General features: G+C 69.2%; 9 protein-coding genes. 3 read left to right on the top strand and 6 right to left on the bottom strand.

Annotation, left to right across the window (positions count from 1 at the left end):
* Positions 1–163 precede the first annotated feature (163 nt).
* The 6 genes from LW840_RS07065 to thrA all read right to left on the bottom strand — a co-directional run bounded on the left by LW840_RS07065 (position 164) and on the right by thrA (position 10,156).
* Positions 164–2,395: a S9 family peptidase gene (locus LW840_RS07065; protein ID WP_291276705.1), complete on the bottom strand. Its 2,232-nt coding sequence runs from the start codon at positions 2,393–2,395 to the stop codon at positions 164–166.
* A gap of 629 nt (positions 2,396–3,024) precedes the next feature.
* The gene (locus tag LW840_RS07060; RefSeq protein ID WP_291276704.1) at positions 3,025–4,023 is read right to left on the bottom strand and encodes a M20/M25/M40 family metallo-hydrolase; all 999 of its coding nucleotides are present in this window, start codon (positions 4,021–4,023) and stop codon (positions 3,025–3,027) included.
* Positions 4,020–5,462 (bottom strand): DUF4403 family protein, encoded by a 1,443-nt coding sequence (locus LW840_RS07055; RefSeq protein WP_291276703.1) that lies wholly within the window; start codon positions 5,460–5,462, stop codon positions 4,020–4,022. The genes LW840_RS07060 and LW840_RS07055 overlap by 4 nt, the downstream gene beginning before the upstream one ends.
* A 46-nt stretch (positions 5,463–5,508) precedes the next feature.
* A complete protein-coding gene (locus tag LW840_RS07050) occupies positions 5,509–6,246 on the bottom strand; it encodes an SDR family NAD(P)-dependent oxidoreductase (protein WP_291276702.1) in 738 nt (245 codons plus the stop codon).
* Positions 6,243–7,595 (bottom strand): threonine synthase, encoded by a 1,353-nt coding sequence (gene thrC / locus LW840_RS07045; protein ID WP_291276701.1) that lies wholly within the window; start codon positions 7,593–7,595, stop codon positions 6,243–6,245. The genes LW840_RS07050 and thrC overlap by 4 nt, the downstream gene beginning before the upstream one ends.
* A 2-nt stretch (positions 7,596–7,597) precedes the next feature.
* Positions 7,598–10,156: a bifunctional aspartate kinase/homoserine dehydrogenase I gene (gene thrA, locus LW840_RS07040; protein WP_291276700.1), complete on the bottom strand. Its 2,559-nt coding sequence runs from the start codon at positions 10,154–10,156 to the stop codon at positions 7,598–7,600.
* A gap of 156 nt (positions 10,157–10,312) precedes the next feature.
* On the opposite strand from thrA, the gene glgP reads away from it, so the two are divergent.
* From glgP to LW840_RS07025, 3 genes are all read left to right on the top strand, one after another.
* A complete protein-coding gene (gene glgP, locus LW840_RS07035; protein WP_291267956.1) occupies positions 10,313–12,487 on the top strand; it encodes an alpha-glucan family phosphorylase in 2,175 nt (724 codons plus the stop codon).
* A gap of 100 nt (positions 12,488–12,587) precedes the next feature.
* Positions 12,588–14,102: a glycogen/starch synthase gene (locus LW840_RS07030; protein ID WP_291267955.1), complete on the top strand. Its 1,515-nt coding sequence runs from the start codon at positions 12,588–12,590 to the stop codon at positions 14,100–14,102.
* Positions 14,099–15,925, top strand: a complete 1,827-nt coding sequence (locus LW840_RS07025; protein ID WP_291276699.1) for a DUF3536 domain-containing protein — start codon at positions 14,099–14,101, stop codon at positions 15,923–15,925. Before LW840_RS07030 ends, LW840_RS07025 begins: the two co-directional genes overlap by 4 nt.
* The last annotated feature ends 25 nt before the right edge of the window (positions 15,926–15,950 follow it).

Below are 15,950 nucleotides of genomic sequence, written 5' to 3'. Positions count from 1 at the left end.
GGGAAGCGGAAGAACCACTCGGCGGCGTGCGCTGCGCGCCGCCGCCGATCTCCCAACCGCAAAGGAAATCGGGCGCCCTGCGAAGCAGTGGCGCCCGTTTTGTTCGACCACATCCCTGCCGTCTGCGGACTGTCGTTCCTGCCGTCTGCCGTCTGCGGGTGAATCAGTTGGCCGACGTACCCGGCTTCTGCCCCTGGAGCCAGTAGCCGAACCACTGCCGGAGTCGCCCCAGCCGGTCCACCAGCAGCCACGGTTCACCCGTGCGGCTCAGGTCGTGATTGGAGCGAGGATACCGCACCAGTTCCACTGGCACGCCCTGCTTCTTGAGCGACATGAACCACATCTCCGCGCTCCCCATGGGCGTGCGGTGGTCCTCCTCGCTCTGCACGATGAGCATGGGCGTCTTCACCTTCTGCACGTAGCGGATGGGCGAGAGCGTGTCGTACAGCGCCTGGTTGTCCCATGGCTTGCCGTAGAATTCGAACTCGGTGAGCCCCTGCGCGTCGCTGGAGCCGTACCAGTACGTCCAGTCAGTGATCGTGCGGTCGGTCTGGATGGCCGCGAACCGATTGGTCTTGGTGGCCATCCAGGTGGTCATGAACCCACCGTACGACCCCCCGGTGGCGCCGAGCTTCGTGGCGTCCACGTCGGGCCGGGCGGCCACGATGTCCACGGCCTTCATGAGGTCCTCGTAGTCTTCCATGCCCCAACGGCCGCGCGTGCTGTACGTGAAGTCGGCGCCGTAGCCGCTCGAACCACGCGGGTTGGTGAACAGCACGAACATCCCCTGCGCGGCGAGGTTCTGGAACTCGTCGAACCACCCTTCGCCGTAGGCGGAGTGCGGGCCGCCGTGGATGTAGATCACCATGGGATACTTCTTCCCTGCCTCGTATCCGTAGGGCTTCATGAGCCAGCCTTCGATCTCCACGTTGCCCACGCTCTTGTAGGTGAAGCGCTCGGCGTCGCTCCACACCACGTCGGCGTTCACGGCGTCATTGAAGCCGGTGAGCTTGCGCTCGCCCGTGCCGTCGGCATTGGCGACGAACAGCTCCGTGGGCTTCGTCATGCTCGTTGCCACGAACGCGAGCACCTTGCCGGCGGCATCGTAGCTCGTGCCGCGGATCTGCCGGCGACCGCCCACGAGTTCCTTCGGCGCGCCCTTGCCGGTGAGGTCGGCGCGCAGGACCGCCGAGCGCCCGCCGATGTCGGCGGTGAACTGGATGCCCGTGCGCAGCCAGTCCATGCCACTCGGCTCGAACTGCCAGTCGCCCAGCAGGTTGCGCGGCGAGCCACCGTTCACATCGACGACGAAGATGCGCGCACTCTTCGTGCGGCCGGGGCGGCCAATGAAGGCCAACTGCTTGCCGTCGGGAGACCACGTCAGGTCCGACTCCGCCCCCATCCAGTCGGCCACCTTGCGCGGCGCCCCCCCGTCCACGCTCAGCAGGTAGATGTCGGCATCGTTGCGTTCGGCCTCGTCACGCACCTTGTCGTAGGGCAGCCTGGCCAGCGAGTCACGCTCGAGCTCCACCACGCTGTCCGGCCGCAGGCGCGCATCGGCCACGAACGCCACCCACTTGCCGTCGGGGCTCACCACCGGGCTTCGGTGTGAATACGCCACATTCGTGATCTGCTTCTTTGCGGTGTCGCCCACGGTCTGCTTGAAGAGCTGCTGCGGACGCCACGTGCGCGCCACACGGCGGCCAGGCACGAAGCCGGTGGCGTTGTTCTTGTAGGCCATGTCCACCACGTGGCGGCCGTCGAAGCGCGTCGGCACGGCGGGGCGCGTGATGGCATCGAACGGCGGGCGCGCCATGGGCTGCTGCTGCGCGAATGGGTCGCCGGCAGGCACCTGCGGCGCCGGCGTGGCCGCCTCGGCGAACACGGCGAACGCGCCGTTGGCCGGCATGGTACCGCTGGTGGGGTAGCTGGGCACCTGAATGGCCTCCCCGCTGGGCTGGTCGAGCCGGATGGCCCACGTGTTGCCGGTGCCGCCGCTGCGCGACGACGTGAAGAACAGGTACGTGCCGTCCGGGCTCCAGCGCGGGTTGCTGCTTTCGGTGCCGGGCGAGGTCCAGCGCTGCGGCTCCCCGCCGGCGGTGTTCACCACCCACACTTCGCTGTGACGGCGGTTCTCGTTCTCGACGGCCTTGGTGACCGTCATGGCGATCCGTTTACCGTCGGGGGACACGGCGGGCGCACCGACGTTCACCACGCGGTACCAGTCGCCGAGCATCATGGCGCGCGGCCCCTTGGGCAGGGGCGTGGTGGTCGCCGCGGCGCCGCCGCGCGGAGTGGTCTGGGCCGTCAGCGCGGCCGGGAGGAGGAGCAGTTGAGGGGCGAGCGCGAGGGCGACGGCGCTGCGCCAGGGGCGGAGTTGGCGTCCGGTAGGCATGGCTGTAGGGAAGGAAGCCGAACAGTGGGAGGCCTCCTATCTTCGCCCGTTTGCCGTCGTGACGACACCCCTGCCCGGTACGCGGCGCCTGCTCCGCCGTAGCGCCATGCCTCCCCGACACGGTTGAGGTTCCCCGGTCAACTCCCCAGCCCATCAGCATTTGTGCGACAGATCACAAAGGGCAGGAATGTGACATCGGGGCCGCTTCACTATTGCCCTTCCGTGTGATCCGTCGTAGGATGTTCGGCATCGCGGAGGAGCGGCCGCGTAACCGACCCGAAATTTCGTCCCCGGCAGCCAGCCGGTGTGCCGATTCGCAGGGGCGGCGCAGCAAATCGGTGGTAGTTCACGCCCGATGTTCCACACTTACTCGAGGAGGTGATCATTTGTCTAGTTCCTGTCCCTTTGCCGGCTCGTCCTGGGCAGCGGATCTCCTGATCGGCGCCCGGTAACACGGGTTCTTCCGGTTCAGGGTCTCCTCGAGCCGGCAGGGAAATCATGAAGGGCCGTCCCGTTTTCGAACGGGCGGCCCTTCGTCGTTGCGGGGTAACCGGAGGCGCGGAGGTGGGGAGGCGCGGAGGTGGGGAGGCGCAGAGTTGGGGAGGCACACAGCAGGCCCCTCTCCCCCGTCAGCGCCTGATCGTTCCCAACGCCCCGTCGAGCTGGCGCACGAGCGCGGCGGCAAACTCCACGCTGCGGCGATAGAAGGCCGGATCCACCTTGTCGACATCGTCGCCCGGCTTGTGATAATCGGGGTGATCCTCGACCCCCAGATACAGAAAGGGGATCCCCTTGGCGTGGAAGGCGCCGTGGTCCGACGACCCCGTCCAGTCATCGCCCGGCTTGAGATCCCTGGTGTCGTGCCCGAAACGTACGGTGACCTTGGAGGCCGCCGCCGCCGCCTCGGCCAGCGGCTTGAGAAACGGATAATGCGAGGTACCGGCGACCCAGAGCGCACCGGCATCCTGACGCGCCACCATGTCGAGGTTGATGTTCGCCGCGATGCTCTCCAGCGGAATGGGCGGTGCGCTCACGAAGGCGCGGGCGCCCTGCAGCCCCATTTCCTCGGCATCGAAGAACACCAGCACGACGTCATGCTGCGGGGGCGTGCGCATGAGCCGTTCCGCCACCGTGAGCAGCGCCACACAGCCACTCGCGTCGTCGTCGGCCCCGTTGAAGATCTCCCCGTTGCGCACGCCGAGGTGATCGTAGTGCGCGCTGAGTACCAGGGCGCGCCCCGAGCCGGAGCGTCCGGGAATGCGGGCCACGAGGTTCACGCCGGCCATGCTGTCGGCCGCGGCGGCGCCACGGGCGCGAAAGCGGAAGGGGTGTTCGAAGCTTGCCCCAACGGGACGCACCCCGATGGCGGTGAGCTGCTGCACGAGGTACGCGCGCGCCCTGGCGCTGCCGGGCGTACCGGTGCGGCGCCCCTCCATACTGTCGGCCGCCAGAACGGACAGGCGGTGCATGATGGCAGACGTGACGGAATCGCTGGGCGGCGGGAAGGGCTGCCCGGCGAGTGGCGCCGGGGCGAGTGGCGCGGCAGCGAGGGCGGCTGCCAGCAGGAAGGAACAGGACGCGCGGAACGACACGGCAACGGGGGTGGGATGGTGAGGGCGCGGGGTCATTGAATCCATACCCCACTTTGCCCCGTGAGTCGCGCCCGCACCACAATGCCGGTGGGCGTGGTACTCACGGTCATGATCTGCACGTCGCGCACACTGCTGCCCATGACCACACCCGGGGCGAGCGTACCATTCAGTTTGGTGAGCAACTCCGTACGCGCCGAATCGAGCTGCGCCCCCAGGGGCACCCGGCCACCGCCGGTGGCGCGCCGTACGGCAAAGGCCACAAGCGGCGCGGCCAGGGTGGCCTTCACGCGCGACAGTGCTCCACGGCTCTGCAGCGTCCAGTCCAGATCATCGAGACGCAGCTCGCGCGTGGCGGCATCCCATCGAGGTCGCGAGACGAGTCCGAGACGGCCGCGCAACGCGCCCGACACCGCGAGGTCCACGAGCACGGTATCGCCCTGACCGCGCACGAACACACTGTCCACCCGCACACTCTCGTTGCGGGTATCCTCGGTGAGCAAGACCGTGGCCCGGCGCGCCAGCTCCGCGAAGGGCAATTCCACGGTCACCGGAACAGAGAACTCCGCCGGCGCCGTGCCGAGTGCCAGAGGCGGGAGCGGACGCGCGCGCACCATGGGCTTGCCACCGGCCACCACGCGCGGACGTGCGTACAGGACCAACGTGGTGGTGATGTTCAGGTCCGCCCCCATGAACGGGGTGACCCGCACCGCTTCGGGCTCGAGTTGCAGCCAGAGACTGGATGCCGTGTCGAGCGCGGTGGGCTCGAGAAAGCTGCGCCAGAGCGAGTCTGCCAGCGGCCGGAAATCGGCCACGAGCGGAATGGTACTGTCAGCCTGAGCGGCAAAGACACTCAGCTGTCGATCGACGATTCCCTGCAGCGTGTTCGACGCGTCCACACCGAACGCCGTGACCAGACACGGATCCTGCAGCGTGGCCGCGAGCCGGCTGTCCTGCGCGCCAATGCGCCAGTCACGTCGCCAGTAGAGTGCCGTACTCATGGACAGGGTGGCGCGGCGCATCGCTTCCGGCGCGTACCCGCAGCTGGCCACGCGCGCCCCGCCCATCACGCCGAGGCGCGCGCGAAACGCCAGATCGGTGTCGATGAGCAGCCGGTTGCCATTGCCACGGACGCGCAGGGGCTCCCGCCGGTACACGTACTGATGACACACCAACCCGCCGGCGTTGGCGCAGCGCGCGGCGGTGAGTGAGTCGCGCGCCGGAAAGAGCGAGTCGAGCGATGGCACGAGCGCCCGCAACACGTACGTGACCTTTACCGGCACCACCGCCAGTTCCCCGCCCCCCGCGGCCCCCGCCGAGGGAGCGGGAGCGGGCACCGTGCGCACGGCGACAGGGCTGGCCGGGAGTGATTGCGGTGAGGCGGCGCCGGAGGGCGGCGCAGCGGCGCGTGCGCAGGCGCCCGCGAGCACGAGCGAGGCCAACGCCAGACAGCGTGTGCGATTGCCGCGCCGGCTCATGGGCACTGCCACCGCACGGCGTCACGCGATTGGGACACGGCGAGGGCTACCAGCGCCGTTCCGCCCCGGTCCAGTCGAGAAACGCCCCCGTCCGATCGAGCGGGAGGCGATCGACCTGCATGAGCAGCCCGAGCGCGGCATCGTTGATGGGCACCTTGAAGGCCGGACCATCGGGAGTCGTGGCGTAGTTGCCCGGGTTGCCGATCAGCACGGCGATGCGCTCCTCGGCCAGGTCGTGGGCGAGTGTGCGCATGTACATGTGCAACGCCGCCGCGCTGGTGCACGTGGCGTAGTCGGCCCCTTGCGACTTGCCCTCGAGGGAGCCCAGCCAGGTGCTCACGGCGAGCACGCGCGCGCGGTCGCCGCGCGCCAGCCAGGGCAGCAGCGTGCGCACCAGCAGCAGCGGCGCCACGGCATGACGGCGCAGATGCTCGGTGAGTCCGCTGCCGGTGAGCGTCTGCAGATGCTCATCGCGCTCGGTGCTGGCGAGCGTCTCGTGCGGCCCGGGTTCCGCCGGGCCGATGACCACGAGGTCCAGCGAATCGGTCAGTCCCTCCAGCACCGGCACCACATCGGCCACGCTCGACGCGTCGGCCGGATCGAGTGGCAGCAGTTCCAGCCCGCCAAACTCCGCACGCAGGTCGGCCAGAATGGGGACGCGCGCGGGATTGCGGCAGCAGGCATATACGCGATCGCCGCGAATGAGACTCTGGCGCACGAACTCGACGCCCAGTGGCCGCGAGGCACCGGTCACGAGCGTGCGGCGCGGACTGGCCGCGTTCATGCCCCCTCCCGGGTGCGACGGGCGAGGACATCGGCCACGGCCCGCACCGAGACTTCGATCTCCACGGGCCGGTTGGCGTGGGCGAAATCGTCGCGCTGCTGATGCAGCTCCACGAGCATGCCGGGATCCTTGAGGACGTGTCCGGTGAGCACCGCCACCACGCGATCGCCCGAGCGGATCACCCCGCTGCGGACCAGCTGTCGGACGCCGGCCACACTGGCGGCACTGGCCGGTTCACACCCGACGCCGGCCGCATCCACCTGCACCTTGGCGTCGATGATCTCCTCGTCGGTCACGCTGAGCACGAGGCCATCGGTATCGCGAATGGCCCGCACGGCCCGATCCCAGCTGGCCGGATCGCCAATGCGAATGGCGGTGGCGATGGTCTCGGCCTGCACGCGGAGGCGCTCCCGGAAGCTGTCGCGAAACGCCGTGGCAAAGGGCGCCGCGCCGGCGGCCTGCACGCTTACCAGACGCGGCATCCGGTGGATGAGTCCCAGCGCATGCGCTTCGCGCAGCGCCTTGCCGAAGGCCGCCGTGTTGCCAAGGTTGCCGGCGGGGAGCACAAGGAAGTCGGGGACGTGCCAGTCCATCTGCTGCAGCAACTCCAGCACGATGGTCTTCTGCCCCTCCACCCGCCACGGATTGATGGAGTTCAGGAGGTAGATGCCCAACTCGCGCGACGCATCCTGCACGAGACGCAGGCAGTCGTCGAAGTCCCCGCGCACCAGCAGGGTAGTGGCGCCGTAGGCGAGCGTCTGCGCCATCTTGCCGAGAGCCACCTTGCCGGCCGGTACGAACACCAACCCGGGAATCCCGGCCTGGGCCGCGTAGCTCGCCAGCGAGGCGCTCGTGTTGCCCGTACTGGCACACGCCACGGCCGTGGCCCCCGTGCGCACGGCCTGCGTGGTGCCCACGGTCATGCCGCGATCCTTGAACGAGCCGGTGGGATTGTACCCCTCGTGCTTGAGCAGCAGGCCATCACATCCGGCCCAGGCGCTCACGCGCGCCCGGGAGAGCAGCGGCGTATTGCCTTCGGGATGGCTGGTGATGGCCGCACCGGCCGCGGGCATGACCACCTGCTCGAAGCGCCAGACCCCGGAGGGGTGTCCCGACGGGCGCGCACAGCAGTGCTGCGCGAAGGCATGCTGCAAGGCCGCCGGTGCGGCGGGCGCGCCCATGCTGTCCAGCGGCGCCCGATGAATGATGGCAAGCAGGCCGCCGCAGTGCGGACAGGCGGGACTGGCGTCGAGTTCGTGCCAGTCGGCCCCGCACGCGTCGCAGCGCTGCACGCTGTGCTGCCCGGGCGCTTCGTGCGCGCCCAGAAAGATCGAGTCGTTCGCCGCCATCGTCAGGCCGGGGTAAGCTGGAGGATGTCGTTGAGCACCCCGGCGGCGGTCACCGCAGGACCTGCCCCGGGGCCGGTGATCACGAGGGGATGCTCGCGATAACGCATCGTGGTGAACACGATCTGATTGTCGGTGCCGCGCAGTCCGGCCAGCGGATGTGACGGGGGGACCGCCTGCAACCCCACCTGCACCCTGGTGCGTGTTGCCCGCAGCACGTAGCGGAGCACACGCCCCTGCCGCGTGGCCGCGGCCTGCCGCGCGGCCCACGCCGCGTCCTGATCAGCCAGCGTGGCCTTGAAGCGGGCCACCGGCATGGCGCGGAAGGCCTCGGGCACGAGGCTCTCCACGGTGACATCGGACAGATCACCGGCAAAACCGATGAGCCTCGCGAGAATGAGCGCCTTGCGCGCCACGTCCATGCCGCTCAGGTCGTCGCGCGGATCGGGTTCGGTGTAGCCGCGGGCCATGGCGTCGCGCAGCGCCTCGCTGAAGGGGCGCCCCTTGCCAATCTCCGTGAGCAGGAAGCCAAGGGTGCCGCTGGTGCACCCTTCGATGCGCAGCACCTTGTCGCCGGTCTCCACGAGCTTGGCGTAGCTGTCCATGACGGGCAGCCCGGCGCCCACGGTGGTTTCGTGCAGGATGCGGGCACCGTGCTGGGTGGCCAGCGCCCGCAGCGCCTCCACCTCCACGCGGGATGCGGAGAGCGGCTTCTTGTTGGCCAGCACCACGTCCCATTCGGCCGTGATGGCCTTCCGGATGGCCGGTAACGTCTGATCGGCGGTCAGGTCCACCAGCACGGGACGCGACAGCGCGTGCCGCGCAATCTGCGACACCGCCTCGGGGGCGGTGGCCTTGGTGGCGCCGGGGATGGCCATGAGCGATGCCCCCTGTTCCTTCAGCGTCACCGCGTTGAGCAGCTGCCTGGCCGAGAGGCCATCGGCGTTGAAGAGGTACCCGCTGCGATCGATGAGTCCCACAATGGTGGGCTTCACGCGACGGCGCGTGCGCGGCAGGATGCGCAGCAGCTCGCGACCGATCTGTCCGACTCCCAGCAGCACCACATCGAGGCGATCGTCATGGCGTACGCCGCCGCCGCCAATCTTGTCGAGCTGGAACTCGTCGTGCACCGCGCGCGCCGCCTGTTCGGCGTCCTTTTCGGTGATGACGACGGAGATGTTGAGCTCACTCGACCCCTGGGCAATGGCCACGATGTTCACACGGGCACCGGAGAGCGACGAGAACATGCGCGAGGCAATGCCCGGTGAGCCCGCCATGCCAAGGCCGACGACGGCCAGCGTGGCCATTCCGCCCTGCACCTCCACGCCCTCGAGTTCGCGACGCGCCACTTCGAGCGCGAAGGCGTCCTCCAGTGCGGTGCGGGCCTGCGCCCCACGTTCTGCCGGCACGCACAACGAGATGCTGTGCTCGGAGCTGGCCTGCGTAATGAGGGTCACGCTGATGCCCGCCTGCTGGAGCGCCGCGAAGGTGCGCGCCGCAATACCCGGCACGCCGAGCATGCCGTTGCCGGTGACGGTTACGAGGGCCTGGCCGCGCACGATGCTGAGCGCCTTCACCGGATAGCGCTGCAACGTGTGCCGCGTGCTGATTTCGGTGCCGGGGGCGTCCGGCTCGGCAAACGGGCGCACGAACACCGGCACCTGAATGCGCGCCAGCGGAATGAGGGCGCGCGGGTGCAGCACCTTGGCGCCGTAGTAGGCCAGCTCGGCCGCCTCACGCACGTTGAGCTGCGGCACGATACGGGCACTCGGTACGAGGCGCGGGTCGGTAGTCATCAGCCCGGGCACATCCTTCCAGAGCGTGATGCGCTGTGCCTTGAGGGCCCGCCCGAGGACGGTGGCCGTGAGGTCGCTGCCCCCGCGCCCCAGCGTGACGAGGGCGCCGTCGGGACTCGCCCCCACGAAGCCCGGCACCACGGGCATGACGCGCCGGCGCAGCAGCGGGGCCAGGCGGTCGCGCACCCGCCGGTCGGTTGCGGCCAGATCGGGGAAGGCGTTGCCGAAGACGCCGTCGGTGACGATGAGCTCCGCCGCCTCGACATACTGGGCCTTGGCGCGTCGGGCCTGCATCCCGGCCACCACCAGCCGTGCGGACAGCTGCTCCCCCCGCGCCACGAGAAAGTCCCGGGTGCGCGGGGTAAGCTCGCGCAGGCTGGCGACGCCGTGCGCGAGGGTCCGCAGCTCGGCGAACGCCTCCTCCAGCTCCTTCACCAGCGCGGCGCGGGCGCGCCGGGTGGGAATGATGCCCTCCGCCACGGCGACATGCCGGGCCTCGAGACGGTCCACCGCAGCATCGGCTGCCCGGAAGTCGCCGGTACGGGCAGACTCGGCCATGGCCAGCAGGGCGTCCGTTACCCCCGCCAGCGCCGACACGACGGTGACCACGGGGGAGGGGCGCGGCGTCAGAATAAGGTCGATGGCGTGCCGGACCGCAGCGGCATCGGCCAGCGACGCCCCGCCGAACTTGAAGACATCGACAGCCTTTCTCCGGCCGGAGGAGGCGACACGAGACGAACGGGAGGGAGGCGCGGGGCGTGCTGGCATGGGCTCGGAGAAGACGGGATGCCCTGTGTCACGGGTTCGTTCCGACACTAGCCGCGCCCGGTGTGCCTGTCCACACCCTGCGTACAGGGCATACTATTCCGGTGCAGGGGTGCTAAACTGCACAGGCCCCGTTTTCAGAAACAAAGACTACCGCTCATGACACTCCTCGTCGACGCGCCCCAGATTCCCTTCGTGCAGACACCGGGCACCCTCCCCGGTCGCCTTGCCGGCCTGGCCCAGCTCGCTCAGAACCTCGCCTGGAGCTGGAACCGCGACGCCCGCTCGCTGTTCAAGTCCATCGACGAGTCGCTGTGGAACCGGACCCGCCACAATCCGATCCGGCTGCTGCAGCTGGTCCAGCCCGGCCGATTGGACGAGCTCGCGACCGACCCGGTGTTCTGCGCCCGCTACGACCGCGCCATGCAGTGGCTGGCGGCCGAGCGTTCGGACGAGCACACGTGGTACGCCCGAACGTTCCCCGAACTCCGGGGCAGGCCGGTGGCGTACTTCTGTGCCGAATTCGGTATCCACAATTCGGTCCCCATCTATTCCGGTGGGTTGGGGGTGCTGGCCGGCGACCACCTCAAGACGGCGTCGGATCTTGGCGTCCCGCTCGTGGCCGTGGGCATTCTCTACCGCAACGGGTACTTCGACCAGCGCATCCGGGTGGATGGCTGGCAGGAGGACAGCGACGCGCGCATCGAGTTCGACGGGGTGCCGCTGGTACCGCTCCCCGGCCGCGACGGCGCGCGCCACCTGGTCACCGTCAACACGTTCGGACGCGACATTCACATTCGCGTGTGGAAGATGCAGGTGGGACGCGTGCCGGTGTACCTGCTCGATTCAGACCTCGAGGTGAATCATCCCGAGGACCGGCCCCTGCTCTCCAAGCTGTATTCCGGAGGACCGGCCATGCGCCTCCGTCAGGAATGGCTGCTGGGGGTGGGCGGCGTGCGCGCGCTCCGTGCCCTGGGCATCGACCCGGCGGCGTGGCACGCCAACGAAGGCCATGCAGCCTTCATGATGGTCGAGCGCGTGCGTGAGCTGTGTGCGGGTGGCACGGCGTACCGGGAGGCGGTCAAGCAGGTGCGCAATGCGAGCGTGTTCACCACGCACACCCCGGTGCCGGCGGGGCACGACCACTTCTCGGTGGACGAAGTGCGGCAGTGCGCCAACGAGTATTGGACCGAGATGGGGATCGACGCCGAGACGTTCCTGCGCATCGGCTTCCACCCGGAATCCGGATCGGGCGTGTACCACATGACGGCGGCGAGCGTGCGGCTGTCGCGGCGGGTCAACGCGGTGTCGCGCCGTCACGGGATCGTGACGCGCGAGATGAGCCGCTCGCTTTGGCCCAACCGCGACACGGAGTCGATTCCCGTGGGGCACGTGACCAACGGTGTGCACCTGGCCACGTGGATGGCGACCCCGATCATGAAGATGCTCGATGAGCATCTCGGGCCGGCGTGGGGACACAGCAACGATCCGGCGCTGTGGGAGCAGGTGCTCACGCTCGACGACGAAACGCTCTGGTATACGCACTCGCGCCTCAAGAACACGCTGATGCGCATGGTGCGGGAAGAGGCGCGGCGAGCCTTTGCAGCGCGGCAGATGGAAACCACGCAGCTCGTGGGCGCCGGCACGCTGCTCGACCCCAACACGCTCACCATCGGCTTTGCGCGGCGCTTCGCCACGTACAAGCGCGCCAACCTCATCTTCCGTGACGTCGAGCGGCTGCGGCGCCTCGTGACCAATACGCAGCGGCCGGTGCAGATCGTCTTCGCCGGCAAGGCGCACCCGGCCGACACTCCGGGCAAGCAGGTGCTGCAGAACGTGTACCAGTTCACGCGTGACCCGCAGTTCGAGGGGCGTGTGGCGTTCGTGGAGGATTACGGCATGCACCTGGCCCACCTGCTGGTGCAGGGCGTGGACCTGTGGATGAACCTGCCGCGGGTGCCGCTCGAGGCGTCGGGAACCAGCGGCATGAAGGCCGCGCTCAACGGCGTGCCGCAGCTCTCCACCGTGGACGGCTGGTGGGAGGAGGGCTTCGAGGGGAACAACGGCTGGGCCATCGAGCCCGACGTGGACGACGACAGCGGCATGAACACGGCCAATCGTCTCTACGAACTGCTCGAACAGGACGTGGTCCCGCGCTTTTACGATCGCGACAAGAACGAGCTGCCCCGGCGTTGGCTCACGATGATGAAGCACGCCATTCGTGTGGGCGGCCAGCAGTTCACGGCGCGGCGCATGGTGGAGCAGTACGCGCGCGCCTACTACGCCCCCGCCATCCTTGGGGATTCCCTCCCCGACGATCCGCCACTCGCCTGACCCGGCGTCGTGACGACCGAGACCGTGGCCTGATGTGCGTTCCCGCGTCGATTCACCACCAGTTCCGGGAATCGGCGCGGGATTCTGCTAGAATAGATCGATGACCTCCCCCATGAAGCCCACGCCCAGTTGGGGCTCGCCACTGGTGCGCGCTCCGGAATCGGGAGCGCCCACCATCGTGCACCTCACGGCGGAGTACAGCCCCTTCGCCCGCTCCGGCGGCCTGGCCGAGGCGGTCATGGGACTGGCCAATGTCCAGGTGCAGGGCGGCGCGAATGTCGTGGTCTTCCTGCCGCTCTACCGCACCGTGCGCGATTTCGCGCCCGATCTCGCGCCGCTTGGCCGCCCCCTTGCCGTCGACCTCGGCTTCCGCCGCGAGGAGGTGCGCTTCTTCCGCGAGGTCCACGCGCCCAAGGGGCCCAAGGTGGTGTTCGTCGACATTCCGTCCGCCTTCTCGCGGAGCGGATTGTACGGCGAAGGCGGACGCGACTACGCCGACAATGCCCGCCGCTTCGCGCTCTACTCGCGCGCGGTGCTCGACGCCATTCCCCGGCTCGTTGCGGGACCCGTGCTCGTGCACGCGCACGACTGGCACGCCTCGCTCGCCCTGCTCTACCTGCGCCACTATGCGGAGTTGCGGGAGCGATTTGCCGGCACGCCCACGGTGCTCACCGTGCACAACGGCGGCTATCAGGGGCACTTCCCCCCGACTGCGCTCAACGACTGCGGCATTCCTCCGGAGCTGTTCACCTTCCGCCACGCCGAATGGTACGGCCAGGTGAACTTCCTCAAGGCGGGGCTCACGCACGCGGACATGGTGGTGACGGTCAGCCCCAACCACGCCACGGAACTGCGCACGGCCGACGGTGGCTTCGGCCTGCACGAGGTCTTCCTGTGGCTGGGCAACCGCTTCACCGGCATCGTGAACGGGATCGATCAGGCCGTATGGAATCCGGCAGCCGATGACCAGATCACGGCGCCGTACAGCGATGTCGATCCGACGGACAAGGCGCGCTGCAAGGCGGCGCTGCAGCGCAGTTTCGGGCTGCCGCAGCGCAAGCGCACGCCGCTCTTCGGCTTCACGGGACGCATGGTGAAGCAGAAGGGACTCGACCTGATGCTCAACTCGCACCTCGTGTGGACGCTGGATGCCCAGTTCGTGTTCCTCGGAGCCGGCGAACCGCGATACGAACAGGCGCTCACTGCCCTCGCGCGCGCCCGTCCGCGCCACGTGGGGGTGCAACTCGACTTCACCGACCGGCTCGAGCACCGACTCATGGCGGGTGCCGACATGTTCCTCATGCCGTCGCAGTACGAACCGTGCGGCCTCACGCAGTTGCGGGCCCAGCGCTACGGGGCACTGCCCATTGGCCGACGTGTCGGGGGCATTGCCGACACCGTCGAGGATGATGCCACCGGGTTCCTCTTCGACGCGTTCGAACCCGCGGCCTTCGATCGGGCCATCTCGCGGGCGCTCGCGCGCTTCCACGATCCGGCCGCGTGGCGTCCGCGCATGCAGGCGGCCATGCGCCGCGACTTCAGCTGGCAACGCTCGGCCGAGCGCTACGCCGAGGTCTATCGTCGCGCCACCGACCTCGCGCGTCACCGCGCATGAGCGAGGCCGCGCACCACCTCATCGTGCACCAGCACCTCTACCAGCCGCCGCGTGAAGATCCGTGGCTGGAACTGGTGCCGGGCGAACCGTCGGCCGCTCCCGACCACGACTGGAACAGCCGCATCAATCGCGAGTGCTACGCGCGACTCGGGCGTGCCGAGGCGTTTCGTCGTGATCCGCGCGCCGTGGCCCGCGATGCCGACGCCCGTTCCGGGCTGGCCCGCGTGGTGAATCTCTATGCGTGGTGCTCGTTCGATGCGGGGGCCACGCTGTGCGAATGGCTCGACAGCGAGGCCCCCGACACCATGCAGGCCATGATCGCCGGCGATGCCGCGAGCGTGCAACGCTGGGGCCACGGCAATGCCATGGCGGCACCGTATCACCATGTCATCCTGCCCCTCGCCTCGCCACGGGACCGGCTGACGGAAATCCGCTGGGGTATTCGCGACTTCCGGCGGCGCTTCGGCCGTGAGCCGGAGGGGATGTGGCTGCCGGAGTGTGCGGCCGATGAGGCCACGCTGGAAGCGGTGGCCGCCGAAGGCATCGCCTTCACGATTCTGGCGCCGTATCAGCTGCACGGGCATCAGGGGGAGGGCATGCCGGTCCGTTGGCGCGCCACCACCGGACGCGGCGCGTCCGGGCGTGCACTCACCATTGTGCCGTACGACGGCTCATTGGCCGGTGACGTGGCGTTTGGCGGCCTGCTGCGCAATGCGTATGCGCTCGCGGAACGCTTCATGCCCTATCGCGGTCAGACGCTGGAGGCGCCGCGCGGCACGACGCTCGCCACCGACGGCGAGACGTTCGGGCATCATCACAAGTCGGGCGACTCGGTGCTGCTGGAAGCGCTGGCGCTCATTTCGCGACAGTCGGGCACCCGGCTCACCAACGCCGCCACCCTGGTGGCCAACCACGCGCCGATACACGACGTGCAGCTCGTCTCCCCGTCGGCGTGGAGCTGCGCGCATGGCGTGGAGCGCTGGCGCAGCAACTGCGGCTGTCGTCTGGACGGCGGCAAGCCGCCGCTGCAGCAGTGGCGCGGGCCCCTGCGCGCCGCGCTCGAGCAGTTGGCCGCCCAGATGCATGCCGTATTCGAGCACGAGGGCGCGACGCTGTTCGTCGACGATCCGTGGAGCGTGCGCGACCGGTACGGCACTGTGGTGGCCGCCGACGGCCCCCTGCTGGAGACCTTCGCCAAACAGGTCATGCGCGCCGGGGCGACCGCGGCGGAGGTGCGGCGCGGTCGTGAACTGCTGGAACTGCAGCGTGCGGCGCTGCGACTGTTCACCTCGTGTGCCTGGTTCTTCGACGAGGTGGATCGCATCGAGGTGCGTCAGGTCCTGCGCTATGCCGCGCGCTGCCTCGAGCTGAGTGGCGCCGCGGCGCGACTCACCCCGGAGTTCGTGCAGTGGCTGGCCCCCGCCACCAACGGCCGTCCCGACGCGCCGAGTGCCGGCGATGTGTTCGTGCGGGAGGCGCTCCCGCACCGCGATCCCACGCTGTGCGTGGCCGCCGGGGCCATGGCCGCGGCCAGCGCCACCGTGTCCGGTGCCCCATCACGTGTGGGAACGTTCGACGTGCAGGTGACTGCTGGGGAACCGGAGTGGCAGGTGCGCACCACGCACCGGCGTACCGGTGCCACCGCGTCCTTTCGCGGCACGGTCGAAGGCGAGGGCCCCTCGCTGGTCGTCCGGCTGTTCAACGCCGACGTGCCGAACGAGGCACCGGAGGAGGTGCGTCCACACGAGTTCCCCGAACCGTTGGCGCGTGCGGTGCTCACCCTGCGCACCGACAGCGATCACGCCCTGCTGGCGCCGTTGTAACCGCCCGGCGACACGCAGGCTGCGG

The organism is Gemmatimonas sp., from assembly GCF_021298855.1.
GTDB lineage: Bacteria > Gemmatimonadota > Gemmatimonadetes > Gemmatimonadales > Gemmatimonadaceae > Gemmatimonas.
This window is presented reverse-complemented; position numbering and strand designations above follow the sequence as displayed.